The sequence below is a fragment of the Microbacter sp. GSS18 genome (assembly GCA_029319145.1).
Classification (GTDB): Bacteria; Actinomycetota; Actinomycetes; order Actinomycetales; family Microbacteriaceae; genus Microbacterium.
In genome coordinates this window covers 203718-229098 of record CP119753.1, presented here as the reverse complement: position 1 = coordinate 229098, position 25381 = coordinate 203718, and the positions used below count along the sequence as shown (strand labels likewise).

The 25381-nt window shown below is 69.7% G+C and carries 31 protein-coding genes; 13 read left to right on the top strand and 18 right to left on the bottom strand.

The features are described from left to right. Positions 1 to 132: 132 nt before the first annotated feature. Positions 133 to 1557 (bottom strand): DUF222 domain-containing protein, encoded by a 1425-nt coding sequence (locus tag P0L94_01050; GenBank protein WES64672.1) that lies wholly within the window; start codon positions 1555 to 1557, stop codon positions 133 to 135. Between the two features lie 2 nt (positions 1558 to 1559). On the opposite strand from P0L94_01050, the gene P0L94_01045 reads away from it, so the two are divergent. Beyond that, positions 1560 to 1856 (top strand): DUF503 family protein, encoded by a 297-nt coding sequence (locus P0L94_01045; protein WES64671.1) that lies wholly within the window; start codon positions 1560 to 1562, stop codon positions 1854 to 1856. Positions 1857 to 1877: 21 nt separating this feature from the next. Here P0L94_01045 and P0L94_01040 read toward each other — a convergent pair whose 3' ends face one another. After that, positions 1878 to 2636 carry a nitroreductase family deazaflavin-dependent oxidoreductase gene (locus P0L94_01040; protein WES64670.1) on the bottom strand — a complete coding sequence of 253 codons (759 nt, stop codon included), beginning with the start codon at positions 2634 to 2636 and terminating at the stop codon, positions 1878 to 1880. 90 nt (positions 2637 to 2726) lie between these two features. On the opposite strand from P0L94_01040, the gene P0L94_01035 reads away from it, so the two are divergent. The 8 genes from P0L94_01035 (at position 2727) to P0L94_01000 (ending at position 8739) form a co-directional block, all read left to right on the top strand. Further along, entirely contained in the window at positions 2727 to 3485 is a 759-nt protein-coding gene (locus P0L94_01035; protein ID WES64669.1) for a uracil-DNA glycosylase, read from the top strand. A 118-nt stretch (positions 3486 to 3603) separates the two neighbouring features. Next, on the top strand, positions 3604 to 4014 hold the full coding sequence (locus P0L94_01030; protein WES64668.1) for a DUF4383 domain-containing protein: 411 nt from the start codon (positions 3604 to 3606) through the stop codon (positions 4012 to 4014). Continuing rightward, positions 4011 to 4556, top strand: coding sequence for a hypothetical protein (locus P0L94_01025; protein ID WES64667.1), 546 nt, complete (start codon positions 4011 to 4013; stop codon positions 4554 to 4556). The genes P0L94_01030 and P0L94_01025 overlap by 4 nt, the downstream gene beginning before the upstream one ends. Before the next feature lie 14 nt (positions 4557 to 4570). Next, positions 4571 to 5206: an ECF RNA polymerase sigma factor SigK gene (sigK, locus tag P0L94_01020; protein WES64666.1), complete on the top strand. Its 636-nt coding sequence runs from the start codon at positions 4571 to 4573 to the stop codon at positions 5204 to 5206. Further along, a complete protein-coding gene (locus P0L94_01015) occupies positions 5203 to 6150 on the top strand; it encodes an anti-sigma factor (GenBank protein ID WES64665.1) in 948 nt (315 codons plus the stop codon). The genes sigK and P0L94_01015 overlap by 4 nt, the downstream gene beginning before the upstream one ends. Positions 6151 to 6359: 209 nt before the next feature. Further along, positions 6360 to 7013 (top strand): NAD(P)H-dependent oxidoreductase, encoded by a 654-nt coding sequence (locus P0L94_01010; protein ID WES64664.1) that lies wholly within the window; start codon positions 6360 to 6362, stop codon positions 7011 to 7013. Next, the gene (locus P0L94_01005; protein ID WES64663.1) at positions 7010 to 7360 is read left to right on the top strand and encodes a hypothetical protein; all 351 of its coding nucleotides are present in this window, start codon (positions 7010 to 7012) and stop codon (positions 7358 to 7360) included. Before P0L94_01010 ends, P0L94_01005 begins: the two co-directional genes overlap by 4 nt. Before the next feature lie 137 nt (positions 7361 to 7497). Next, on the top strand, positions 7498 to 8739 hold the full coding sequence (locus P0L94_01000; protein WES64662.1) for an aminotransferase class I/II-fold pyridoxal phosphate-dependent enzyme: 1242 nt from the start codon (positions 7498 to 7500) through the stop codon (positions 8737 to 8739). A gap of 99 nt (positions 8740 to 8838) precedes the next feature. Here the strand turns inward: P0L94_01000 and P0L94_00995 are convergent, their stop codons facing one another. Beyond that, positions 8839 to 9213 (bottom strand): hypothetical protein, encoded by a 375-nt coding sequence (locus P0L94_00995; GenBank protein WES64661.1) that lies wholly within the window; start codon positions 9211 to 9213, stop codon positions 8839 to 8841. Between the two features lie 195 nt (positions 9214 to 9408). Between P0L94_00995 and P0L94_00990 the strand changes: the two genes are divergently transcribed. After that, positions 9409 to 10833, top strand: a complete 1425-nt coding sequence (locus P0L94_00990; GenBank protein WES64660.1) for a carboxylesterase family protein — start codon at positions 9409 to 9411, stop codon at positions 10831 to 10833. 113 nt (positions 10834 to 10946) lie between these two features. Here P0L94_00990 and P0L94_00985 read toward each other — a convergent pair whose 3' ends face one another. The 3 genes from P0L94_00985 to P0L94_00975 all read right to left on the bottom strand — a co-directional run bounded on the left by P0L94_00985 (position 10947) and on the right by P0L94_00975 (position 13177). Then, positions 10947 to 12317 (bottom strand): FAD-binding oxidoreductase, encoded by a 1371-nt coding sequence (locus P0L94_00985; protein WES64659.1) that lies wholly within the window; start codon positions 12315 to 12317, stop codon positions 10947 to 10949. 207 nt (positions 12318 to 12524) lie between these two features. After that, positions 12525 to 12935, bottom strand: coding sequence for a type II toxin-antitoxin system VapC family toxin (locus P0L94_00980; protein WES64658.1), 411 nt, complete (start codon positions 12933 to 12935; stop codon positions 12525 to 12527). Then, entirely contained in the window at positions 12932 to 13177 is a 246-nt protein-coding gene (locus P0L94_00975; protein WES64657.1) for a type II toxin-antitoxin system prevent-host-death family antitoxin, read from the bottom strand. Before P0L94_00975 ends, P0L94_00980 begins: the two co-directional genes overlap by 4 nt. 280 nt (positions 13178 to 13457) lie before the next feature. On the opposite strand from P0L94_00975, the gene P0L94_00970 reads away from it, so the two are divergent. Beyond that, positions 13458 to 13886, top strand: coding sequence for a cupin domain-containing protein (locus tag P0L94_00970; GenBank protein ID WES64656.1), 429 nt, complete (start codon positions 13458 to 13460; stop codon positions 13884 to 13886). A 123-nt stretch (positions 13887 to 14009) separates the two neighbouring features. Here P0L94_00970 and P0L94_00965 read toward each other — a convergent pair whose 3' ends face one another. From P0L94_00965 to P0L94_00925, 9 genes are all read right to left on the bottom strand, one after another. Then, a complete protein-coding gene (locus P0L94_00965; GenBank protein ID WES64655.1) occupies positions 14010 to 15095 on the bottom strand; it encodes a DUF222 domain-containing protein in 1086 nt (361 codons plus the stop codon). Further along, the gene (locus P0L94_00960; protein WES64654.1) at positions 15047 to 15325 is read right to left on the bottom strand and encodes a hypothetical protein; all 279 of its coding nucleotides are present in this window, start codon (positions 15323 to 15325) and stop codon (positions 15047 to 15049) included. Before P0L94_00960 ends, P0L94_00965 begins: the two co-directional genes overlap by 49 nt. Before the next feature lie 270 nt (positions 15326 to 15595). Beyond that, a complete protein-coding gene (locus P0L94_00955; GenBank protein ID WES64653.1) occupies positions 15596 to 15988 on the bottom strand; it encodes a hypothetical protein in 393 nt (130 codons plus the stop codon). A gap of 443 nt (positions 15989 to 16431) precedes the next feature. Then, positions 16432 to 16857: a hypothetical protein gene (locus P0L94_00950; GenBank protein ID WES64652.1), complete on the bottom strand. Its 426-nt coding sequence runs from the start codon at positions 16855 to 16857 to the stop codon at positions 16432 to 16434. A gap of 255 nt (positions 16858 to 17112) precedes the next feature. After that, positions 17113 to 17907, bottom strand: a complete 795-nt coding sequence (locus tag P0L94_00945) for a hypothetical protein (protein ID WES64651.1) — start codon at positions 17905 to 17907, stop codon at positions 17113 to 17115. 15 nt (positions 17908 to 17922) lie between these two features. Further along, positions 17923 to 18090: a hypothetical protein gene (locus tag P0L94_00940; protein WES64650.1), complete on the bottom strand. Its 168-nt coding sequence runs from the start codon at positions 18088 to 18090 to the stop codon at positions 17923 to 17925. A 24-nt stretch (positions 18091 to 18114) separates the two neighbouring features. Next, the gene (locus P0L94_00935) at positions 18115 to 18435 is read right to left on the bottom strand and encodes a hypothetical protein (protein WES64649.1); all 321 of its coding nucleotides are present in this window, start codon (positions 18433 to 18435) and stop codon (positions 18115 to 18117) included. A gap of 337 nt (positions 18436 to 18772) precedes the next feature. Beyond that, positions 18773 to 20767 (bottom strand): ADP-ribosylglycohydrolase family protein, encoded by a 1995-nt coding sequence (locus P0L94_00930; protein WES64648.1) that lies wholly within the window; start codon positions 20765 to 20767, stop codon positions 18773 to 18775. Continuing rightward, positions 20764 to 21087 (bottom strand): hypothetical protein, encoded by a 324-nt coding sequence (locus P0L94_00925; protein ID WES64647.1) that lies wholly within the window; start codon positions 21085 to 21087, stop codon positions 20764 to 20766. The genes P0L94_00930 and P0L94_00925 overlap by 4 nt, the downstream gene beginning before the upstream one ends. Before the next feature lie 99 nt (positions 21088 to 21186). On the opposite strand from P0L94_00925, the gene P0L94_00920 reads away from it, so the two are divergent. Further along, complete coding sequence (locus P0L94_00920; protein ID WES64646.1) at positions 21187 to 21852, top strand: NUDIX domain-containing protein; 666 nt, start codon at positions 21187 to 21189, stop codon at positions 21850 to 21852. Positions 21853 to 21858: 6 nt separating this feature from the next. Here the strand turns inward: P0L94_00920 and P0L94_00915 are convergent, their stop codons facing one another. Next, on the bottom strand, positions 21859 to 22494 hold the full coding sequence (locus P0L94_00915; GenBank protein ID WES64645.1) for a hypothetical protein: 636 nt from the start codon (positions 22492 to 22494) through the stop codon (positions 21859 to 21861). 240 nt (positions 22495 to 22734) lie between these two features. Here P0L94_00915 and P0L94_00910 point away from each other — a divergent pair, with 240 nt between their 5' ends. Then, a complete protein-coding gene (locus P0L94_00910; protein ID WES64644.1) occupies positions 22735 to 23658 on the top strand; it encodes an FRG domain-containing protein in 924 nt (307 codons plus the stop codon). Positions 23659 to 23819: 161 nt separating this feature from the next. Here the strand turns inward: P0L94_00910 and P0L94_00905 are convergent, their stop codons facing one another. Together P0L94_00905 and P0L94_00900 are read right to left on the bottom strand one after the other, a co-directional pair. Continuing rightward, positions 23820 to 24569 carry a hypothetical protein gene (locus P0L94_00905; protein ID WES64643.1) on the bottom strand — a complete coding sequence of 250 codons (750 nt, stop codon included), beginning with the start codon at positions 24567 to 24569 and terminating at the stop codon, positions 23820 to 23822. Positions 24570 to 24592: 23 nt separating this feature from the next. Continuing rightward, positions 24593 to 25324 carry a GTPase domain-containing protein gene (locus tag P0L94_00900; GenBank protein ID WES64642.1) on the bottom strand — a complete coding sequence of 244 codons (732 nt, stop codon included), beginning with the start codon at positions 25322 to 25324 and terminating at the stop codon, positions 24593 to 24595. Between the last annotated feature and the right edge of the window lie 57 nt (positions 25325 to 25381).

The following is a 25381-nucleotide window of genomic DNA, read 5'->3' as shown; positions in this document are numbered from 1 at the left end:
CGCAGGCACGCAGAGCAGGCACCCAGGCACCCAGGCACGCAGGCACGCACGCAGGCAGGCAGGCAGCATCCAGCCAGGCACGCAGGCACCCGCCCACGCCGAACATCGGCGCGCGATAAGAACACAACCTGGTCAGAACGGGGCGTCGCTCGCATCCGCGGGACGGAAGACCGGGACTCGGCGTTCGGGCTGTACGACGTACTCCCGACCCGATGGAGACGTCCATTCGATCGCTCCGCCGCTGTCGGGAACCTGGCGTATTCGCCAGCCGCCATGGTGCTTGATCGTGTGATGGCCCTTGCAGAGCGGCGCGAGGTTGTCGAGCGATGTCGTCCCGCCGTCGATCCACGCGAGCGTGTGGTCGACTTCGCACCGCGAGGCCGGCATGACGCATCCAGGGCCCATGCATCGGTCTGCACGCCACTTCACGAGGTCGTAGAGCATCTTCGGCGGCTGATACCGGTCGCGCCCCACCGAGAGCACCATGCCGGTCTCGGGGTGGGTGAGCACCCGCATCCAGTCCTTCGATCCGCCGCACAGCTCGCGCGCCCGGGCGTGCGGGATCGGCCCCGCACCCTCGACGACCGCCGGATCAGCACCCTCGGGGTGGTCATCCTCGAGCAGGGAGAGCGCCGGGACCGTGACGACGACCGTGGCGCGGATGCCCCGCGCCTCCGCCGGAATCGCTCTCGTGTCGCCGTCGATCAGCAGATCGCCGAGGATGTCGGCGCGCACCTGGTCGAGGGTTCGGGTCTCGCGGGGATCCTGCAAGAGCGCCTTGCCCATCGCCGTGAGGCGCCCGTGGATCGCGTGCGCCTCCACCGCGGGCCCGTACGTGTGCAGCCAGGCCATGCCGTCCTCGGCGTTCTCGACCACGACGCGGCGCCGCTTCAGGGCGTCTTGGTGACGCTCGGCGAGCGTCGGCGCCTGCTCGGCCTCGATCAGCTTGCGCAGGGCGCGCCGGAACGCACCCGGCGTGGAGGCCTCGGCCAGGTCGAGCGCGCGCGGGACGATCCGCTCTCGCACGTCGTCCTCGAGCACATCGATCAGCGAGACGAAGACATCGGCGTGGGCCTTGGTGATGTGGGCACGTCCGAGCGAGGCGAGCACTGACGGATAGCGGTGGACGAGGGCCTCGGCCATCTCCATCATCGACTGCATCTGGCTCTCGGCGACGTGCAGTGCCGCCGCCAGCTCGAGCCGCACCGAACGCACGACGACCTCGGCGATCGCGCCGCCATACCGCTCGGCATCCGCGAGCGCACGCCGGCGCGCTCCGTCGATCCGCTCGTACTGCTCGGCTGTGAAGACCGCCACCATGGTCGTGGTCTCAGTCACGAGATCGATGTGGTCGGGCACGGGAGGGACGAAATCGGGCACGTCATCCACGTCATCCACGTCATCCACATACGGCTCATCCCACGGCGCCCCCGCCGCGTCGGCACCGCCCGGGTCGTTGAACGATGAATCCTCTTCCATACCCGCGAGATTAGAACATACCTCCGACACTGCATCCCGGTCGGACCCCACCGCGAAGCGGACGTGCCAGACTCGCACCGATGTGGATCGGATGGATCGAGTTCGACGTCCTGCTCGGTGACGTGCACTCGCTGAAGGAGAAGCGCAGCATCCTGCGCCCCCTCGTCGCCGACCTGAGCCGTCGCACCGAGGCGGCCGCCGCCGAGGTCGGCGCCCACGACCTGCACCGCCGCGCCGAGATCGGACTCTCGGTCATCGGATCGGATGTCGCGCACGTGCGCGACGTGCTCGATCGCGCCGAGCGCCTGCTGGCCGACGAGCATCCCGAAGTCACGCTCCTCTCGGCCCGCCGCGGTCTGCACTCCAGCGACGACTGACCAGCTCCCCGAGCGCGCCCCTCAGTCCCGCTCGAGCAGAATCGCCCCCGGCATCCGCTTCACCACGGCGTGGAACGGCGCCTTCGCGAGCGCGGCGGCCTCGTCGGCGTCGATGATGCGCGCGGCGCTCGTGCGGTGCTCCGCGCCCTTCCAGGCGAGCGTCGCACCGCCGGCTGCGACGACGTTGCGGGCCCAGTTCGTGTCGAGCCCGTACGGCAGACCGATGAGCACGACACCCTCGTCGTAGGTCGGCACCACGGCGATCGGGGTGGCGTACTCCGCGCCGCTGCGGCGACCCCGGTGATGGATGACCGCCCACAGCGGGAACGCGCGATGCCCCGCGAGCGATCGAGCGACGGGCTCCGTGAGCCGCCGCGCCGTCTGCAGCGGCGATCCGGAGCCCCGCGACGTCATGCCGCGCGCCGTCCTGCCGCGCGCAGGCATGCCCCGCGACGTCATGCCGCGCGCCGTCAGTCCGGTCCCGCCCGACATGACACTGCCGAAGTGCGCCGCCACAACGAAGACGCTCGCGATCCCGCCGACCACGACCGCGACGGCCTCGCCCCGGGAGCGGATACCGCGCCGCAGCACGAGGAGCCCACCCACGAGGTTCATCGCGCTCCACGCGATGTTCGTCACCGGCGGCGACATGCCGACCCCCGGCGGATCGGCGAACGGAGTCGGGAAGGGCCTGCCCTGCAGGCCGCTCACTCCATGGGGAACGGCGTTGACCAGGAGCGCGCCGCCGAGCGCGCGGGAGAGGATCCGGAGCGCCTTCATGGCCTCAGGGTAGCGAGGCGGATGCCGGGACCGTCCGGCTTCCGCGCGCCGTGCCCGTCCGACACCCGGAACGGCTGTAGCTTCGGCGCCATGTTGACGGAGTACCCGAGATCCCTCAGCGACCCCGCGATCCTCGAGCAACGGCGCACGGCGGTCGATCAGTCCCGACACCTGTCCGCTCTGGTGAGGTTCCGCGCCGACCTCGCCGCCGAGCACCGGGCGACGGTGCCGCAGTTCGACCCGACGGATGCCGGCACGCGCGCCCGCATCCTGCTGCTGCTCGAAGCCCCCGGCCCGATGACGAACGCCGGCAACGCGCGCCCGGGATCCGGGTTCGTGTCGGCGGACAACGACGACCGCACCGCCGAGAACCTGTGGCGAGCGCGCACCGCCGCGGGCCTCACCGACAACGCGGTCTGCTGGAACGCGGTCCCCTGGTACCTCGGCCCGGCATCCCGCAAGCCCACGGCCGGCGAGCTCGAGGACGGCGGAGAGGCGCTGCAGCGCCTGATCGGGCTGCTGCCCGACCTGCACACGGTCGTGGCCCTCGGACGCGCAGCGCAGCGCGCGTGGCGCGATCACGCGCGCGTCGGCTCGGGTCGTGGCATTCGCACGATCGAGACGTGGCATCCGTCTCCGCTCGCCCTCAACACGGCGGGCCGCCGCGAGGACCTGGTGAGCGCGCTCGCCCGCGCGCAAACCGACTGGCGCGCTCAGGCGGCGCCCGAGGAGATGCACGTGGACGTCGACGCCGACGGCCGACGCGTCGCGGTGTGGTACTCCGACTTCCACGGCGACCGCATCGACGTCAATCCGACGTGGTGGGACGTGCTGCTGAAGGCGAGCTGACCCGGCCGCACGGCTGCGGTGCGGTGGTTGGGCGAAATCCATCCCATCCGTTTCGCCCGGGGCTCCGAACAGGTGGTGGACGCGAAAACGTCGCGTCGTCACCGAAGGAGGTCGCCCCATGGGCTCGTCACCGAACCGTCTCGTCGCCACGATCTTCGGCGCCGTCTACCTGCTCGTCGGAGTCCTCGGCTTCGCTGTCACCGGCGGCGTCGGGTTCCTGGCCACCGACGGCGGTCTGCTGCTCGGCGTCTTCGCCGTCAACCCGCTGCACAACATCGCCCATCTGCTGATCGGCGGCGCGCTGCTGGGCGCCGGGCTCGCCGGCGCGCGGGTCGCACGCGGCGTGAACACCGCCGTCGGAGCCACCTACCTCGCGCTCGGGGTCGTCGGCTTCTTCCTCGTCGGCACGCCGGCGAACATCCTCGCGCTCAACGTGCCGGATCACTTCCTGCACCTGGCGAGCGCCGTCGTGCTGCTGGGCGTCGGTCTCGGCACCGAGCGCGCGGCCACGCGGCCGGCGACGGCATGACTCCGCGGCGCCGGCCGGGGGCGACCGGTGCGGCCGGGGGGCTCGCACCGTCGTGGCCGGCGCCCGCGTCATGGGGGGCAGGGCTGGTCGCGGCGGCGGTGGGGGCCGCCGCCGCGACCGGCGTGCCCGACGCCACCCTCGGAGCGCGCGGTGTCGGGGTGGCGCTCGTCCTCCTGGGGGTGGCCGCCATCGCGTGGGGTGCCGCGCTGCTCGTGCGCGGTCGCGTGCCGCTGCCGCGCACGGCGACGGCATCCGCTCTGGTTGGGGTGTTGCTGCTGGCGACGCTCCTCCTGCTCGAGCCGATCCGCACGAGCGTGTACGCGGTGGCGCTGGGCGGGGCGCTCCTGGTCGCCACGGCGCTCGGGATCACCCGGGCGACGCGACGCTCGCGAACCACCGCCCCGCTGCGCATGCCGGTGCTGCTGGCGGCGGCGGCACTCCTCGCCGTCACGGTCACTCCCGCGCTCGGGGCGACGCAGGACGCGGTGCTGCGGCAGGACGACGGCTCGGTGGTCTCGGTGCCCGCCCACGAGGGGCACTGAGACGAGGCGCGGCGATGTCCACCCGTCTTCGCGCCCGGTCGTGGGGCATGCTAGGGGGCATGGTCGTCGACGGGGTTGAGGTGCCCGAAGACGGCGACGTGCCCGCCGATCACGTCGGCGAGCTGCTCGACCAGGTCGCCGGCGGCGACCAGGATGCCTTCGCCCGCCTGTACGACATGCTGTCGTCGCGGGTGTTCGGGCTCATCCTGCGCGTGCTCATCGACCGGTCGCAGAGCGAGGAGATCCTGCAGGAGGTCTTCTTCGAGGTGTGGCAGTCCGCGGGCCGGTTCCGCTCCAGCCGGGGACAGGGCCGGGCGTGGGTCATGACGATCGCGCACCGCCGGGCCGTGGACCGCGTGCGGTCCTCGCAGGCGACGACCGATCGGGACATGCGCGTCGGGTTCCGCGACCTCGACGTCGCGCACGACGGCGTGGCCGAGCAGGTCGAGCTGCGCATCGAGGCCGAGCGCGTCTCGGATGCCGTCGCGGCCCTGCCCGACGCCCAGCGCGAGGCCATCACGCTGGCCTACTACGGCGGATACAGTCAGAGCGAGGTCGCGGCGCTGGTCGGGGCTCCGCTCGGCACGGTGAAGACACGGATGCGGGACGGATTGGCCCGCCTGAAGGACGGGATGGGGGTGCCGCGATGACCGAGTCGGAGTTCGCCGAGCTGGCCGCCGGCCACGTCCTGAACGCGCTGTCGGATGCCGACGAGCGCCTGTTCCGGGCCGAGCTCGAGCAGCATCCCGAGTGGGCGCATCACGTCGAGGACGCGTTCACGTCCGTCGACGTGCTGGCCGAGTCCGTCGAGCCGGTCGCTCCCCCGCCCGCCGTGCGGTCGGCGCTGCTGGAGCGGATCGCGGCCGAGCAGCGCGAGGCGGATGCCGAAGCGACGCGCGACGAGGACTTCGCCGCCGCGGGCCCCGCGCCGACCGATGCTGTGCCGGTCCAGGCCGAGCAGTCCGTGCAGACCAAGCAGCCGGTCCAGGCCGAGCAGTCCGTCCAGGCCGAGCAGCCCGTCCAGGCCGAGCGGTCCGTGCCCACCGAGCAGCCCGTCCAGGCCGAGCAGTCCGTGCCCACCGAGCAGCCTGCGCCGGGCGGCGAGCACACGACACCCCGCCTGCGCACGCGCGGGCGCCGCGGACCGCGACGGCTGTTCGTCCTGGCCGCCTCGATCGTGGCCGTGCTGGTGCTCGGCTTCGGCACGTTCGTGGTGACGCAGCAGCTCGTGCGCCCGGCGGCGGTGGTCGCGCTGGAGCGGATCGACCAGGCGGGCGACGCGCAGACGGCGACGGTCGAACTCGCCGACGGCGGTCAGGTGACCGCGCACTGGTCGGTATCCGAGGGTCAGGCCGTGCTCGTCGCTGACGGCCTGCCGGTCGTCGCCGACGACGAGACGTTCGAGCTGTGGTTCGTGCGCGACGGCGGCGCCGTCTCGGCCGGCACGTTCGCGGCGGGCACCGACGGCGACGCGACCACGCTCCTGGCCGGGACGTACGAACCCGGGGACGTCATCGCCGTGACGGTCGAGCCCGAAGGCGGGTCGCCGACCGGCGCCCCCACGTCTGACCCGATCCTCGCGATCACCACCTGACGGCCCCGCCGCCGGCGCGACGCGCGCGATGCGATGCCGAGGAGGGGGCGGCGGGCGGATGTCCCCTTCCTCTTGTCACGCGCGCCGTTTCGCGCTTCTCTATACCCAGATAGCAGTTGATGTACCCAGTCCAACCAGCGGTGCTCCTGTGCTCGTTGGATGCTCCATCCCTCCCCCGAACACGAGCATGAGCACCGAGAGGCACCACCATGAAGCTGCTGCACATCGTCGCGAGTCCCCGCCTGGACGGGTCGAACACCCTCCGGGTCTCGACCGCCCTGCTGGAGGGCCTCGCCGAACGCGTGCCCGACCTCGAGGTCGAGACCCTCGACCTGTTCCAGCGCGACCTGCCGGCCGTCGCGGGCGACAACATCGAGACGAAATACACCCTGATGATGAACCAGCCGATCGATCGCGCGCACACGGAGTCGTGGGCGCAGATCGAGCGCGAGATCGAGCGATTCCGCGCCGCCGACGCCTACCTCGTCACGGCGCCCATCTGGAACTTCGGCATCCCGTACACGCTGAAGTACTACATCGACTGCATCGTGCAGCCGGGGTACATGTTCCGCTACAACGAGCAGGGAACTCCCGAGCCCCTCGTCCTCGGCAAGAAGATGGTCGTGTCGCTGTCGTCCGGCGGCGACTACTCCGATGCCAGCCCGATGCGCGCGCTGAACTTCAACGAGCCGTACCTGCGCACGATCTTCGGGTTCATCGGCATCACCGACGTCACCTTCATCAACGCGTACGCGATGGACATCGCGCCCGACATCCGATCGGCGTCGCTCGACGGTGCCGTCGCCGACGCGCGGCGCGTGGCCGAGGACGACACCTGGCTCACCGTCGGCGCCGCCGCATGACAGGGAACATCGTCCAGCTTCCCAACCCGCGATCGAGGACGCCCGCGGTCCTGGCGCTCGTCCTCGCCGTCGCCGGCCTCGCCCTGTCGACGGTCGTCACGATCGCCCTCGCGTCGCTCATCGAGACCGAGGACCTCTACACGCCCGCGATCGGCGTGCTGCAGCAGATCGTGTTCTTCGTCGGCGTCGCGGCGGTCGCGGCATCCGTCGTCCTCGCCGGCATCGCGCTGCTGAACCCGCGGTTCGGAGGCCGGGCTGCCGGCGTCGCGGCGCTCGTGATCGTCAGTCTCGGGGTCGCGGCTGCCCTGGGGATCGCGGTCGTCGGGGTCGCCACGTCCGCCGGCTGAGCTCCCTTCCGACGGGATCGGGGCGACTCGCGGGGCAATCGGGAATGCGAAAACCCCCCGATCGCATTACCTTTAGTCGGGCGTGTCAGCACCCGAGCCGACATGCGGCGCACTTGCGCCCGATGAGAGGAACACCCGTGCACCACCGTTTCGATGCCATCACCGCAGACGACCTGCGTGACGTCGGCAGCGTCAAGTGGACGCGCTTCCCCGACACGATCGGCGCGTTCGTCGCAGAGATGGACTTCGGTGTCGCACCCGCGATCCGCGAGGCCGTGGCGTCGTCGATGGAGCGCGGGCTGACCGGGTACCTTCCGGCGGGGCTGATCTCCGACATGGCCGCGGCGACCGCGCAGTGGTACACCGACAACTACGGCTGGGACGTCTCGGCCGACGCCGTGCGCAACCTTCCCGACGTGGTCACCGCCTACCAGGTCGCCATCGAGTCGTTCACGCCCGAGGGCTCGGCGATCATCGTGCCGACGCCCGCGTACATGCCGTTCCTGACGGTGGGCGCCATGATGGGCCGCGAGGTGATCGAGGTGCCGAGCATCGAGGTCGACGGCCGCATGACGATGGACCTCGACGCGATCGGCGACGCGTTCGACGAGGGTGCCGGAATGGTCGTGCTGTGCAACCCGCACAACCCGCTCGGCACCGTCTTCACGGTGGACGAACTGCTCGCCCTCGCCGAGGTCGTCGACGCCAAGGGCGGACGCGTGTTCTCGGACGAGATCCACGCGCCGCTCGTCTACCGGCCTGCGCAGCACATCCCGTACGCGTCGCTGTCGGAAGCGGCCGCGTCCCACACGATCACGGCCACGTCGGCCTCGAAGGCCTGGAACCTGCCCGGCTTCAAGGCCGCTCAGGTGATCCTCTCGAACGAGGCGGATGCCGAGGTCTGGAAGACCGTCGAGATGCGCGCCCAGCACGGCACCGCGACCGTCGGCGCGATCGCCGCCACGGCCGCGTACCGCGGTGGCAAGGAGTGGCTCGACGAGGTCGTGGCGTACCTCGACGGCAACCGCACGCTGCTGAAGGAGCTCGTGGACGAGCACCTGCCGAAGGCGCACGTCACCGAGCCCGAGGGCACGTACATCGCGATGATCGACTTCCGCGCCTACGGCATCGAGGGCGACCTCGCCGAGTGGTTCCGCGAGAAGGCCGGCGTCTCGATGACCGACGGCGCCGCGTGCGGCCACGCCGGAGTGGGCTTCACGCGCTTCGTCTTCGCAATGCCGCGCCCCCTCATCCGCGAGGCCATCGAGCGGATCGCCGCCGCGCTCGCCGAGCACGCCGTGGCCGAATCCGCGGATGCCGATGCCGGCGAGCACACCGATGCCGACGCCCCGGTCGACGAGGCCGAGGTCGCAGCCTAGGCGGAATCCCGCCTCTGCCCCGGCGCGACCGTCTGGCTCACCTGACGTCTGCCGCGCGGGAGCCGGTGGACTCACCATCCACCGACGCCACCGCCACGCTCAGCTGCGGAAGAAGTCCGTCGCGGCCTTCGTCCACAGCAGGATGAGGCCGATGACGGCCAGCAGCGCGTTCACCCAGAACGACCAGACGCTCGCGCCCGTCGCGTTGAAGGCGCCGACGACGGCATTGATGAGGTTGAGCGAGAACACGATGGTCGCGATGATGCGGGCGGCGCGGTTGCCGCTCCACAGCCCCGCACCGACGATGATCGTGATGAGCCCGAGGATGCCCAGGATCCAGCCGGTGATCGCGAGGACCTGCCCTTCCGTCCCCGTGATGAGCAGCAGGATGCCCGTGATGACCTGCAGCAGGCCCGAGATCCAGGCGAGGATCGAGACGAGGGTGACGCCTCCGGGGCGGCGGGACGTGGCCATGAGAGCTCCTATCGGATGCGAGTGAGGCTCACGCTAGCGGGCTGACGCGCGGTCCGCCCAGGGTTGGCACGGCGTGCCGCGCGCTGCGAGCGGCCCACACCCTCCGGCGGCGGGCGATTCGGCCGTGCAGGGCATGGCAGACTCATCCGCGTGGGCGCCCGTTCGCCCGCCGGATCGCGTGCGAAGGAGCCGCCGATGACCTCACTGCCACCCACGTCCACGACCGAGGTCGACGTGTCGACCGGGCGCATCCGCGGGACCGCGGCCGACGGCATCCGTCGCTTCCTCGGCATCCCGTACGCCGAGCCGCCGTTCGGCGAGCGCCGGTTCCGGGCACCCGAGCCGCGGGCGCCGTGGGAGGGCACGCTCGACGCGATCGTGTTCGGGCCGGCGGCGCCGCAGACGCCGTACCGGGGTGCCGTGAGCGAACTGCTGCCGAGCGTGGAGGCGTGGGGCGAGGACTGCCTGACGGTGAACGTGTGGAGCCCGGATGCCGCGGCCGCTGCGCCGGTGGTGGTCTGGATCCACGGCGGAGCGTTCGAGCGCGGCGCCCCGAGTCTCGCCGGCTACGACGGCACGCCGTTCGCGCGCGACGGCGTCGTGTTCGTGTCGATCAACTACCGGCTCGGGTCAGAGGGCTTCTCGGTGCTCGACGGGGCGCCCCGCAATGTGGGCCTGCGCGACGCGGCGCTGGCGCTGGAGTGGGTGCACCGCGAGATCGCGGCGTTCGGCGGCGACCCCGACCGCATCACGCTCATGGGCGAGTCGGCGGGCGGCTCGATCGTCGCGGCGCTGCTGAGCATGCCCGACTCGGCGCGCCTCGTCGCGCGCGGGGTCATCGAGTCGGGGCCGCTCGAGGTGCAGCCGCCCGAGAGGGCGGGGCGCGTCACGCGCGACCTCGCCAAGCGTCTGGGCGTGGAGCCCACGCGCGCCGGGTTCGCGTCCGTGCCGCCCGGGCGCCTGCTCGAGGTGCGCGCCGAGCAGGCGGCGGGCTCGAACCCACTGCAGGGTGCGCCGGGCTTCCAGCCCACGATCGACCCCGACTCGCTGCCGGTGTCACCCCACGAGGCGCTGGTCATGTCGGACGTGCCGCTGCTGATCGGCGCGAACACCGACGAGTACCGGCTGTGGTTCGCGCCCGAGGTGCTCGCCGGAATCGGCGGGCTGAAGTCGTGGGTCGCGCGCACCGCGCTGCGCATCCCGCGCGCCGCGACGCGCGCCGCTCGGGCGGAGTGGCCGGATGCCTCACCCGGCGAGCTGCTCGGCCAGCTCGTCACCGACCGGATGCTGCGCGCCCCGCTCACGCACCTCGCCGGGGCGCGGTCCGCGCCGACGCACGTGTTCGAGTTCGCGTGGCAGAGCCCCGTGCGCGACCTGCGCGCGGGGCACGCCGTCGAGCTCGGGTTCGTGTTCGACGCGCTGGCGGAGTCGACGAGCCTGAGCGGGCCGGATGCGCCCCAGCACCTCGCCGACGAGATGCACCGCGCGTGGGTGGACTTCATCATCGGTGGCGACCCGGGGTGGGAGCCGTACGGAACCGGACGCGCGGTGCGCGTGTTCGACGTGGAGTCGAGCACGGTGCCGCAGCCGCGGGCCTCGATCGTCGACGCGCTGAGGTAGCGGACCCCGGCGCCGAGTCTCGGGCGGCGTTGCGCGGTCGAGCGACCCGGCGCCGGCAGCGGTGATCGGGCTGCGCCCGCGTCAAGGCAGCGCGGGCGCAACCCGGCCAGGTGTCAGGGCGCGATGTTCTGGTTGAGGTGGAACAGGTTGCCCGGGTCGTACTCCCGCTTCACTGCACGCAGCCGGTCGTAGTTCGCCCCGTAGCTGGCCGCGACCCGCGACTGGTCGTCCTGCGACAGGAAGTTGACGTAGCCTCCGCCGAGCCCGGTCTCTTCGATCGCGGCGTGGTAGTCCTTCACCCACGCGATGTTCGCGTCGTTGTCGACGGGGTCGGGCCACATGCCCGCGATGACGAGCGCGAACTCGGCATCCCGGTGCCCCCATGCCGTGGCCTCCGGCGCGACGTCGTGGCACGCCCCGTTGATCGGATAGAAGTGCACCGTCGAGTTGACGATCGGCACCTTCGAGCCGTGCTCCATGTGCAGGGCGATGGTCTCGGCGGTGAGCCCGTCGAGGAACGCCGCCTTCCAGTAGTGCTGCATGCCCGGGGGAAGCAGCGGGTCGAAGGCTCCGCACAACGCGTCGTACGGCATCATGCCCACGCCGTCGGCGACCGGGGACGCGACGTCGCGGAAGGTCTGGACGAGCCTCTCGCCGTCGGCCTCGGATCCGTTGTGGCAGAAGACGACCGCGACGAAGGGCTCGCCGACGCGGTTGGCGGGGACGAACGGCAGCGGCGGCGCGATCTGGAAGGCGGCGAACAGGCCGAACTCGCGCGGTGCCGTGCGGACGAACTGATCGTAATGCGCGAGGATCGCGGGACCGTCGTCGAGTTCGAAGAACATCGGCCCGCCGTAGATCTGCGAGACCGGATGCATCGCGAACGTGAACTCCGTGACGACGCCGAAGTTGCCTCCGCCGCCGCGGAGTGCCCAGAACAGGTCGGGCTCCTGATACTCGCTCGCGGTGACGACGCGTCCGTCGGCGAGCACGACGTCGGCCGAGACCAGGTTGTCGCACGTGAGGCCGTACGCCCTCGCGAGGTAGCCCATGCCTCCGCCGAGCGCGAGCCCGCCCACTCCCGTGGACGAGACGACGCCGGCGGTGGTGGCGAGCCCGTGCGGGGCGGCCGTCCCGTTGAACTTGCCGAGCGTGGCGCCGCCGCCGACCGTGGCAGTGGAGGCATCCGGGTCGACGGTCACATCGTTGATGCCGCTCAGGTCGACGACCACGGCGCCGTCGCCCGTGCCGAAGCCGGGCACGCTGTGGCCCCCGCCGCGCACGGCGAGGTCGGCGCCGGAGTCGGATGCCGCACGGACCACCGCTGCGACATCCGCGGCGTTTCGGCAGTGCACGACCGCGGCGGGCCTTCGGTCGATCATGCCGTTGAAGACGCGGCGGGCCTCGTCGTATTCGGCATCCCCTTCCTTCGTGATGATGTCTTCCAGGGCGCGCGGCAACGCGTCGATGACGGATGTGGACATGAGTTCCAACTCCCCAGTCGGGTTGACAGCCATGGCGGCGGCGCATCCCCCCAAGAACGTCGTCGTCCCTGGCGCTCACGATCCTCGTCGGGTGCGAACGTGTCAAGAGGTCCCGCGTGCACCTCGAGGGGCCGTGGAGCTCTCCGCTCTGCGGCCCGATGAGCGGAACCTGCCGCGCGTGCCGACCCCGCGCGGCGGTCGCCGAAATCAGGCGTCCGGTACGGGCACGGCGCGCAGTTGCAGCGCGTCGATGCCCTCGAAGTCCGCGGGGTTGCAGGTGTAGAGCGGCACGCCCTCGGCGAGCGCCGTCGCGGCGATGAGGGCGTCGAATGCCCGTGCTCGTCTCTTCCTGCCCGACCTCCGGAGGTCGGCCGCGATTCGGCCGAAGGCCCGAGCGGATGCCGCATCGAACGGCAGCGGATCGAAGTCGGCCTCAGCCTGCTGCAGGTGCAACTGGCGTGCCGCGCGCTCGGCCGGGTCGTCCGTCACCAGCGGACCGACCGAGAGTTCGGCGATCGTCACTGCGCTCACGAGTGGTTCGTCCGGCAGCGTGGCGGGATCGAGCCGCCCGAGCAGCACGACCACGTTCGTGTCGATGAGCCCGCGGTCGTCGCTCACAGCGACATGTCCACGGATGCATCGACGTCGGCGCGCAGGGCGTCCGGATCGATCGGCGGCAGATGGCGGCGGCGCACCACGAGTTCGGAGGCCGAGAGCCCCTTCTTCGCCAGGGGCCGAAGTTCGGCCACCGGAGCGCCGTCACGTGTGACGACCACAGCCGAGCCCCGTGCGACGTCATCCAAGACCGCGCCCCCGTGGTTGCGCAGGTCTCGCACCGTCACCGTCTTGCGTGACTCCATGGCGGGGATAGTATCACCGGTGAGACAGTGCGCGTCGGAGCACGGTCGTCGGTCGCGCCGCGCCTCGGCTAATTCCGCACGGGACAGGCCACGCATCGTTCACTCATGCAGGGAGCCTGGCGCAGCACGAGTCGGATACTCCTCGGCATCCGCCATTCGGTGAGAACATGCCCGGAGCTCGCATCTGGGGAGAATCGGCCGCAAGTCGCGGAGATCATGACGGGCACCGAGGGCTCGAGGCAGACTCCGCGCGCGCCCGTCACGCCGTAGTCTGACCCGCGTGAGCGACTACGACATCATCGAGATCGGCGCCCCCGACCAGTGGTACGACTACTTCGGCGGCTTCACTCCCGACCGATCGCGTGACGGCCGCCGCGTCGTCGACCATGACATCGACACGCAGTTCATCGGCATGACCGCGAACACCTACGAGCCTGGCGAAGAGGCGGGTTACTGGCACACGCACGCGCAAATCGAGGAGTTGTACGTGTTCCTCGCCGGCACCGGCCAGATGGGACTCGACGACGAGGTCGTGGATGTGCGCGCCGGCTCGGTCGTGCGCGTGGGCCAGGGAGTCTGGCGCACGTGGCGTTCGATGCCCGACAGCCCGGGCCAGCTGCGGTGGCTGTGCATCCGCGCGGGCGGTGGCCAGATCGCGCACATGCCCGACGACGCCGAGCGTGATGTGGATCGCCCGGCTCCGTGGTGAGCTGAGCGCCGTACTGCCTCGTATCCGTTCGCGCCTCGCAGAAGCGCCCACGGCCACTCGTCGTCGGCCGGGCACACCGAAGCCACCACGATGGGGCACGGGTCTCGTAGCGTCAGGCTCGGTTCAGAAGGGTGCGTCGCTGGCGTCCGACGGCCGGAAGACCGGGACGCGTCTCTCGGGTTTCACGACGTACTGCCTGCCGGAGGGGGAGGTCCATTCGATCGCTCCCCCGCTGCCGGGGACTTGTCGTATTCGCCACCCGCCGTGGTGCTTGATCGTGTGATGGCCTTTGCACAGCGGCGCGAGATTGTCGAGCGAGGTCGATCCGCCGTCGGCCCACGCCAGGGTGTGGTCGATCTCGCACCGCGACGCCGGCATTCCGCATCCGGGTCCCATGCACCGATCGGCGCGCCACTTCACGAGGTCACGGATCATCTTCGGCGGCTCGTACCGGTCCCGACCGACCGACAGCACCATCCCGGTCTCCGGATGAGTCAGCACCCGAGTCCAGTCCCGGGCCTGCCCGCAGAGCTCCCGCGCCCGCTCGAGCGGGATCGGGCCGACACCCTCGACCACCGCCGGGTCGCCGCCGCCGGTGTCGCCGGACAGCACCGACAGCGCCGGCACCGTCACCACGACAGTCGGCCGGATCCCCCGCGCGCTCCGCGGCAGACTGTCGGTGTCGCCGTCGATCAGCAGGTCTCCGACCACGTCGGCACGTACCTGGTCGAGGGTGCGCTCCTCGCCGGGCTCTGCCGTGATGGCCTTGGCCTTCGCCGTGATGCGTCCCTCGATCGCGCGTGCCTCGACCGCCGGCATGTACGTGTGGAGCCACGCCATGCTGTCCTCGACGTACTCGACCGCCACACGCCGGCTCTTCACGGCCTCGACGTGGCGTTCCGCAAGCGTCTGCGCCCGCTCGGTCTCGATCAGCTTGTGCAGCGCCCGCCGGAATTCGGCGACGGTCTTCGCTTCGGCGATCGCGAGGGCCCGCGGCACGATCTTCTCAGCCAGCACGGGCTCGAGCACCTCGACAGCCGTGACGAGACAGCGGGCGTGGGCATCCGTGATCAGCCCGTACCCGAGCGAGGTGAGTACCGCCGGGTACCGATGCACGAGCGCCTCGGCGACGGCCATCATGCCACCGGCGACGGTCTCGCTCACGCGCAGCGCGGCCGACAGCTCGAGCCGCACCGACCGCTCGACCACCGCCGCGATGGAGTTGCCGTACCGCGCAGCATCCGCAATGGCACGAACACGGAGCTGTCGATGCGGTGGTAGCGCTCGGCGGCGTACACCGACTCCATGCTCGCTGTCTCGACCACGAGACTGATGTCGTCGGGGATATAGGGCTCATCGTCCGAGGACCGACGGGCGGCGAAGTGCACGCCGACATCGCCGGCAGCGTGGGCCTCGTCGAATGCCTCTTCCTCGGTCATACTCTGACTCTAGAACATACCTACGACATTGAAACGAGGTCTCCAGCCCCGCACCGGTCAGGTGGGCCGGCGCGGCACGGACTCATGAGCACGTCTCGACGAGACCATCCGCGGACCCCGAGCGGGAGACATGAACGTGCGGAACGCCGCCCGGGCGACATGCGCAGCTTCTCCGCCCTGCGGCATGGCAGGCGGATGCCGCCCGTCACGCGCAGCCGGCATCCGCCCGGCATCCCGCGCACCTCGAGAGCGCTCACTCCTCGGTCACGGTCACCCCGAGGCCGCCGCGATCCCCGCGAGCCGCTCGTCGTCGCCTGCTGCGGCGAGCCCCACGGTGTCGCGGAAGGCCACGCGGACGGTCGCGAAGACCATCTCGACGCAGTAGTCGAACGGATCGCTGGCGACCATGAGCCAGGTGCCGCGGGTGCGCCCGACACCTTCCCCGATGATCTCGAACGCGATGCGGGCGAGCCCGTCAGGGTCGGTGGTCACGCCGAGGTCGGCGAGGAGCCGGCGCCCCACGGCCGGCGCGATGCGTCGGCGCGCCTCGCTGATGAACGCTTCGCGTTCGTCTTCTGAGACGTAGCGGACGGAGCCGGCGGTGTAGACGGCGGTGAGGAAAGCGCGGAGGCGGTCGTCGCTCCACGACGATTCGTAGGTCATGAGATTCTCTCGCGAGGCCCCGGCACGCGGCGGTGCGGGGAGGTGTGAACGGAACGGGAGTCGATCGGCGGATGCCGAACGGGGCGGCCGGCGGGCGCGCCGACGAGCGCCGAGGCCTCAGGCCAGGCGCAACTCCCATTGCCTCGCGGTGAAGAGATCGCACCGCGCGCGAGATGTGACGAACACGAGGGAGAAGTTAGAGGATCGGCCTCAGCGCGGTCAAGACCTCACGGCGAGCTCGCAGGCAGACGGGACCAGCGTCCGAGGCGCGGTTTGCGCGCCGCGAGCGGGGTGACGAGCCGCGCGCGCGATCGCCCATCGGCTCGTCGGATGCAGATGCGGTCTGCTCGATCGACGTACCGGAGCGTATGCCGCCGGCGCAGGAAACTCTGCATCCGGCGGCACTCGACGGCGTCCGCGATCCGGCTCCGGTCTCGTCCGCGCTACTCCTCCCCGACCTCCCCACCCTCGAGCGCGGGGCGGGAACTGGCGTTCGCGATGCCGGAGAGCTCGTCGTCATCGCCGACGCGACGCACCGATTCGCCGTACGCCCGGGTCAGTTCCCGTGCGACGAGGTCGGTCAGATAGGCCCAGGGGTCCGAGCTCGCGAGCAGCCAGGTGCGGCGGCTGCGGTCTTCCCACCCGGTGTCCTCCAGCACTTCGAAGGCCACGAGGGCGACCCCGTCGGCGTCGACGGATGCGCCGACGCCCGCGAGCACGCGGCGCTGCACACCGGGAACGAGACGGATGCGGGCCTGGCGCAGGAACTCGTCGCGCTCGGCGTCTTCGATGGGAGGCGCGAACATCCCGCCGCGCAGGAGGGTGAGGAACTCGCGGAAGCGCTGGTCGCTCCACAGGGAATCGTGCATGTCGTGTCGTCTCTCGCGTCAGCCGTGCGCGAGCGCGCACGGACAGTGAACAGAACAAGGACGGCCGACGGCGTCGACCGCAACACTCAGCAGGTCGCCGAGCATTGACTCCTTGGATCGCCGGCGCGAAGGGACGCGCGCGAGAGGTCGTTCACGAGTGACACATCCGCGAGGCTACGGCACGCCTCTGACATGCGGCAAGGACGTCCCGCGGAGCCGCAAGCCGCCACTCGCTCCACCCCACTCCGACCGCGTTCAGTCCGAGCTCGCCCAGGGAGACGGCAGCCCAAGGATGTCGAGGGCATGCTCGTACTTCGTCGCGAGCTTCTCGCGGTCGTCCTCGCGGAGTTGCGCTACGCGATCGGGCTGCGCGTTGTGCGTGATGTGCGCGTACTTGACCCGCCGCGCCACCTCGTCGTCACGGATGCGCGCGTAATACGCTTCCTCGTCCGGGGCCCGGCGCGTGAGTAGCTCGACAACCTCGACGATCTCCGAATGGATGCCGGCATCGAGCAGCGCCTGCGGCGAGAGGATCGTGTCTTCGAGCACGTCATGCAGCCAGCCCGCGCAGTGTTCGACCGTTTGGGTGTCAGTGTCGAACTGCGCGGCGACCGCCTTCGGATGCTCGATGTACGGCACACCCAGCTTGTCCTTCTGGCAACGGTGCGCGATCGTCGCGATGGCGCTCGCACGCTCGACCTGGGCCAGCCGCTCGTCGAGGGGTAGCTCGGCGACGGGCACGCGGCTTGCGGCATCCGGCCAATTGGCGTCCGCCAGAGGGAGAAGGTAGTCAGTCACCTGCTCCCAGGTCTTGAACTGAGCGTGACCGAACCGGATCAGCTCGCCCTCGAACTCGCCGGCACCGTTGTGGAGCCGGTCGTCGATGAGGAAGTCACCGTGGTTCAGGTTCTTGTGGTGCGACAGGATGAGTCGCTTCCACGCCGGCGACGTCTCTTCGTCGCCCAGGTGCAGGTGGACCCACTCGATCTTGTGTTGCCACGCAGACGGGTTCTTCCAGGGCGCGGTCGACAGGATGTAGGTGTCGAACACCTTCGACAGCTTGCGTTAGGCGTCGATCGCACCGGGCACCGGAGGCATGACGGCGAACAAGCCAGGGATCTCGTCGTAGCGTCCGTGATACTTCTCGAGAATTGCGGGATCAATGCCGTCGAGCTTGGCTCCGAAATCCACCAGTCTGTTGTCCATGTCGATGTACAGGATCTTCTTGCGCATGCGCGTTTCCTCCCCCTCCGCCCCTCAGTGCGCGATCTCGCGCAGGGCGAATCTCTCGGCGACGCTTCCGCGCAGCCATGTCCAGATGATCTCGGCGACCTCGGCCGGCGTCACGACGACATCCCGCGGTTCGTAGATCGCCATCAGTCGTCCGTCGTCGCGCGCGTAGCGGCGACCCCGTCGCATGCCGGCACGGATGCTGTGCACACGGCGCGCGTAGCATTCCGGCCCGGGCATACCGTTGACCTCGACGATCCAACCGCCCGGCACACGCATGCACTGCGCCCACGTGGAGCCGTGCCGGCGCCGCACGACCGCCCAAGCGCCGTCGTCCGCGAGTGTCATGACATTGGCAGCGAGCTCGTCAACCCCCCTGAGTGTGTTCTCGACGCTGCCCCGCGGGCACCACAGGACCGGTGCGCTCGTGCCGGGCTGGGCGTGCAACCACGCCTCGACGTCGGCGCCGACTTGCCCAGCCTCGAGCGGCGCAAGCCCTGGGGGCGCAACCTCAGCCGGGGAGGGCTTCACCGGTGCGGGCCCGATCGGCGACATCCGTGCAAGCCCAGCCTCCTTCACCGCCGTCTCGACGTTCCGCGCCGTCGGCACGCCGCTGACGCCGCGCACTGCGCCCCTGGGTGCGACACCCACCGGCATCCACATCTCACTCATCCGTCTCTCCCCGTCATCCACCCGCCGCCGGACGGGCCCCCGCCAGCCGCGCAACGGCCTCGCGCAGGAACCCCGCCGGATCGAAGTACGGCAGCACCCGCTCCACGCCCGCCCACGCGTCGCCCAGCGCGACGCCCCGGTGCCGCGCCGCGTACAGCGCCGCGACCGCCGAGGTCCGCGACCGCGCCTCGGCGCAGTGCACGAACACCTCGGTCCCCTCGGCCCGAAGTTCGGCGATCACGTCCGCGGCTTCGCGCAGCGTCACGTCGACGCCGAGGTTCCGATCGGGCTGATCCACGAGCCACACCCGCACCGACTCGAGCCCCTCGGGCACCTCGCGCACCCCGACCCGGCAGAGCGAGACGACCGCGCCAACCGAATCCGGAAGCATCCCGAGCGCACTCTGCGACCCGAGCCACACCCCGGAATCGTGCGGATGCCGCACCGGCGCCGTGTGCCGGAACCCCGGCTGCAACGCCGTATCCCCCGCCGGCCACCCCGCGCTGTCCGACCCGCCGCGCCGCGCCGCGAGCACCGCCAGCCGCACCAGGTCGTTCGCACGCAGCCCCGGCCACCCGTGGATGCGCCGCTGCCACGACGGCGGGATCTGCGACACCCCGAATCGCGCCCCCGCGAGCGCCCCGGCAATCGCCGCGACGGTGTCGGTGTCACCGCCGCCGCGGATCGCGCGGTACACGGCATCGGTGAAGTCCCGCGCCCCGAACACCGCGGCGAGCGCCGCCTGGAACGCCTTCACGACCCACCCGTTCTGCGCCTGGAAGTCACGCGGGTGCCGCCCGCACGCCTCATCGACAAGCGCCGCCCACCGCACCTGCCGCGGCGACCCCTCGCCGAAGAACTCCGTGAACCCGTCCAGCTCGAGTTCCCCCGTCAGGACCGCCGACCGGATCATCAGCGACCAGATCACCGTCGCGTCGACGTTGTCCTGCTCCCAGTGCGTGAGCTGCGCGATGCGCCCCGCCGCCTCGGCGAGCCGCCGCTCGCGCCCGTCGGCGAGGTACCCGAGCGCGACGGGTCCCGTGCGCATGAGCGACCCGTTGCCGCCGCTGCGTCCCGAGCGCGAGTGATGAGCCTCGGATGCCGCACGCGCCGCCTCCTCGGTGTGCACGCCGCCCATCGACCGCAGCACCTGGCGTGTCTGCGCGCCGACGTCCTTCGCGGTGCGCGACCAGGTGTCCCACTCCCCCGCGATCCACCCGAGCACCGCGGGATCCCGCAGCGACTCGCCCCGCGCGAGCGCCTGCAGGATCGGCATCGCCATGGACGTGTCGTCGGTCCACTCGCCGACCCCGTGCCCGAACACCCCGACCCCGAACTCGGGCACGAAGTCGTCGCCATGCGCGGGCCCGAACTCGTACTGCGACCCGAGCGCATCCCCGATCGCCATCCCGACCACCGCGCCCGCGGCCCGGTCGAGCTGCTGAGCGCTGAGGTGCGCGGGAGCCTGCCGCCCGTGGTGCTTCGCCCCGACGAGCCCGTCACGGCGAGCGGATGCCGCCCCCGCCGTCCCACCCGAACCCGGCGCCGACGACGCGGATGCCGCAGCATGCGCCCCCGCCGCCTTCGGCACCGGAACCCCCGCCTTCCGCAGTTCCGCCGCGAACGACGGCGGCAGAGCGACGTTCGCCCCGGCGCCCGCGAGCAGCGGAGCGACATCCGACGGCTGGTACGGCCCGATGCCGCAGCCGAGCTCGGTGACGAGGAACGTCAGCTCGGGATGCGCGTCCGCGAACCGCAGGAACGTGGCGATCTCGGACGCCATGGTGGCGGCATCCGTCATCGTGTCGACCGCGTACGACTGCCCCTGCAGGCCGTGCCCCTGCCCCCACACGGCCCCGAACTTCTCGTGCGCGATGCGCGCGGCGCCGCCGCCGTGGCGTCCGCCGGAGTTCGAGCCGAACACGAAGATCTCGTCGGGCGCGAGGGTCTTCACCCACCCGGCGAGGACTAGGCGCCCGGCCTCGTCGTGGGTGGTGTTGGCGGTCATCGCTGACCTCCTGTCTCGGGAGCGCTGAACCGCTCGCGCGTGCGGTGGGGGCGCTCTTCACGGTACGACTCGCCGTTCGGCCCCGTGGTCCGGTCGTAGAAGAAGACGAAGTAGCCGCCGACCGGCTCGTCGCCCTCGCGCAGGTAGTGCGCATGCGGGCTGGTCTCATGCGGCTCGCGCAGCGGCGTCGAGAACCCCGTGGGGATGCCGTCCTCGGGGAACACCGGGAGCTTGTACCGCTTGCCGTCGATGGGCCCGCCGAGCATCACCGCCGGCACGTGGTCCAGCTCGCTCTCGTGGTAGCTCTTCTTCATCGTCATGGCATTCCCTAATTAGATCAACTCTCGCCAATATCTCTTCCACCATCAGTATGCACCCAACCTCCGACATTTGCTCACCCTTCGCCTAAACTCGTGCCCGTGACCTCCGCCCAGCCGTACCGCGACAGCCACGGAAAGACCCTCGAGGACTACCCGCACCCCTCCGTCGCAGTCGATACCGCCGTCCTCACGGTGGTCGACGGCGCCCTCGCGGTGCTGCTGACGAGAACGACGGATGCCGTCGCCGACGGCCGCGACGAGTGGCGGCTTCCGGGAACCTTCCTGCACGAGGGCGAGACCCTGCGCAACGCCGCGCTGCGCTCCCTGCGCGAGAAGGCCGGCGTCGCGGGATTGCACCCGCGGCAGCTGCGGGTGTTCGATGCGCCGGACCGGGACGACCGCGGGTGGGTGCTGTCGGTGGCGCACGTGGATGCGGTGCCGGTGGAGCGGGTGCCAGGGTCGGACCGCACGCGCCTCGTGGGCGTTGACGACCTACCGCAACTGAAGTACGACCACGACGAGATCGTGGCGACTGCTGTCACCGACCTACGCGAGCGCTACGCTCGCTTCCCGGATCCCGCTGGCCTCCTACCGCCCGGGCCGTTCGTGATCCGAGACCTGCGGGCGCTACACGAAGCGGTGGCAGGCCGACGACTGAACCCAGATACGTTCCGGCGCTCGGTCATCGAGCAGCTGCGCGCGACCGGCGAGATGCGGAAGGGCGTGCGGGGGAAGCCGGCCGAGCTCTTCGAGCGCGTCGGGTAGCCGACGTCAACTGAACTCGAACGTCAAAGTGGCATCGGGCGCAATACCGCTCACGATGCCCTCATAGAAGGCCTTGGCCTGCTCCTGAAGGAGCTCTCGATTCGTCTCGATGTACTCGTCACGCGCGTCATCACTGAGAATCCTGTTGATCATGTCCGCTTCGTCGATCTCGGGCGTGACCCAGCTCAGCGCGCCGGCACTCTCGACAACCAGCTTGAACGGCTCACCATCGTCGCTGACGAATTCGTGTCCGATGAAGATGAACTTCGGAATCGAGACGGTGTACTCGTTCTCAGCGGTCTCGACAATGTCGACGTCGCCGCCCTCGAAGCCCAGCTTGGCTTTGAACTCGTAGCGCATGAACGACGTGCGCTCGCTACCGGGCACCGCCATCCCGAAGAACGCACTGTTTGCACTCTTCTCCTCGATGCCCTGAATGCCGAGGCTCACGAGCACAACCTGCTTCTCGCTCGAGACCGCGTCCATCACCTGCGAACTGCGGCTGGATTCCTCCACCGACACCGGGCTCATGTCGAAGAACGGCTTGACCGCACCGGTCGCCAGGAGCAGCACCAACGCGCCGAGACTAGCGGTGACGAGCACAACGAGCGCAATCGCAGTCCCTCGGAAGAAGGCCTTCACTCCCCACCGCCCTGAGACCATTGCGTCCCTGACACGACACTCTGATCCGGCGTCCTGCCGGCGCTCACAGTCTGCTCCCCATTGCGCATTTCCCCCCCTCGAACGAACAAGGTCCAAGCTAGCCGAACACGCGGGGCCATGAGACGCGCTGTCCACAACGGCGGGCGACGTACTCATTGCGGATGTGATCGCAGACAGCGGCTTCTTCCTCGCGGGAACCCTGAGTGCCAGGATCAGGACATGCCCGACATGGACTGGCCAGATGCCGCGGAGCTCTTCGCCCCTTTCGAGACCACGATCCATGACTGGACCTCATTCCAGGAGCATGTGAATGACCTTGTCGGAATGCACGGCGGTGAACGCTTCGTGTGGCGCGGGCAATCGGATGCGAAGTGGGGCTTGCGGAGCAGCCTGTACCGCAAGCTTGCTGACCAGCTTCTCAGCACGCCGACGGAAGACCAGGTCATCGCCGCAGAGAAGAAGCTCTTGAAGCTCGCTCGCATCGAATGGAGACTCGACGGGATCCCCGCGCTCCAGCTGTTCGCGCAGATGCAGCACGTCGGTGTGCCGACGCGCCTCATCGACGTCACGTTCAACCCATTGATCGCCGCATGGTTCGCGGTCGCACGAAACGACTCCACCGATGATCTGCCGGGGCGACTCCTTGCGTTCACCCAGAACAACCGCCCGCTCCAGCTCCACACTGGCTGGAACACGAACACGCCCCGCTGGCACCGGCTCGGTAGTGATCAGGAACGCCGCACGGTCAACTGGGGTACCGGCCTCGGGCGCAAGATCTGGCGCCCACCGGCGCTTCACGGACGAATTCCGGCACAGAACGCCGCCTTCATCGTCGACGGCCTTCCGATCGATGCCCTCGATGTAGATGGCAATCTGCCGACACGGCGATCACGCTGGTTGGCATCGGAGCTGAGGTGGCATGCGTCTGTTCCCATGCGTCTTGCGCGTGTCGAGGAAGACCGCCTTCCGCGCAAGGCTCCTGTCTTCACGTTCTTGATCACTCCGAACGCGAAGCGGGAAATCCGCTTCCAGCTAGAGGAGAACTTCGGATACAAGTTCGCCACGGTCTACGCCGACATTGAAGGACTCGCAGAATACGTCAACAGCTGGCCAGCGGACGCGCTAACCGGCACCTATCCGTAGGACTGCACCACTCCGTCCAACGCATCGTCGACGTCCGCCCGACAAAGCGCCACGCCGCTCCGGGCGGCAACCCCGCGATGGATCGGACGATGGGAGTCGTCCACCCCGGGGCGTGAACGGATGCTGACACTCCAGACCGTAGCGCCGCCATTGCATGCGGGTCAGAAATTGATCTCCGTCTCGATGTCGATGTCGCGAATCGACTCCAGTGTCTTCGTGAACTTGCCTCCGAGCTGAACCCCGAGAGCCTCAGCGGCCCCGGCGAGCTTGAGTCCTGCACTGAAGTTGGAGGCCGACTCGCGGGTGCCGCTGAAGGTCATCTTGTAGTGACTGATCGGATTCGTGCCGGTGCGCATCTCAATCAGGTCTCGCATCTGCTGATCGCCTTGCAGGTTGCGCTTTGTCAGATAGGCGGTTGCGCCTTCGGTGTCGGGCGGCGAGCCGGGAAAGACCATTCGAGCCTGAAGTTTCTCCTTGAGCTTCTGTTTCATTTCCTTGCTGGCCTCTGCGTCAGCGCCGAGTTTGGGCAGGTGGAGCATCGCGTTCGCCACCCAGTTCGCCGATTCGTTCGACATCCTCACCTCGACGAACTTGATCTCACGCGCGCCCAGGAGCCGAACGACGTTCGCGAGCGCGTGATACTTCGCGACTGCGAAGGCCTCGATGGCCGTCTCCGCGGATTCGTAGGTCTCCCCTTCGTAGGGGTTCTTGATGAGGAACGCTCCCTGGACGAGTTGCCCCGACTTCACGAGGACATCTCGAACTCGCGCAACTTCGGATTCGTGCACTGCTGCATGACCGGCGTAGGGCACAACCATCGCATCAAGGTCGTCGATCAACGCGACCGCCTTCGGGTCCTGGATGATCTCGAGATAGACCTTGTCGTCGACGACGGTGATCGAGCGCGGCATCGTTCGCGCACTGCCTTCGGGAGTCACTGCTGGGTCTCCATCTCGTTCGACTGCTGGCTCTTTGTCGGGGCCGGAGTCGACACCAGGCGTTCCCCGAGTTGCTCGCGGAGCCACGCTGCAGCGTCGGGTTCGGAGAGATCGCCGACCACCAACCGGGCGTTCTTGAGCGTCAGGCGGTTCAGCCTGATCACCGGCACCGCGTCGACGCGGCCGCGAAAATCCTCTTGCGGTGCAGACTCATAGTCGGGGTGCCGTTGGGCGGACGTGCCTACGAGCACGTACTGTTTCGGCTTGCCCTTCTTCTTCGACATCCACCCCTGCAACATGAGCAGGTCCTGCTTCACCCTCGCCGTTTCGTTCTCGTCTCCGCTCACGAGTAGGTCGGCGCGGAAGAGGTAGCAGACGATGTCCGCGCTGCTCACCTCTTCTTTCCACTGAGGGAACCCCAGGACGTCATCTCCCGGCACGTCGCGCGTCACCAGGAACGTCTCGGAGCCGATCGACGAATCCAACTCGACGATTGCGCCCTCGCTGGGAGCTTGTGTGGGAGAGACGCTCTTCGGAAGCCGCTGATCCCGTAGATAGCTGATCAGCGTGGTCTTCCCCACCCCTCGGCGGCCGATGACTGCGATGGTCTTGGGCGCAGGAGCATTCTTATGCTTCTTCTGCCACTCGATGAGAGCCGTCGTACCGACATAGATGCCCGCACCGACGAGCCCAAGAGGTATCAACGGGAGAAGCAACGGAATCGGCATGTCAACCTCTGGATCTCTCCGCCTGCGGGTGTTCCGGTCAGTGGCGGCCGTGCCACG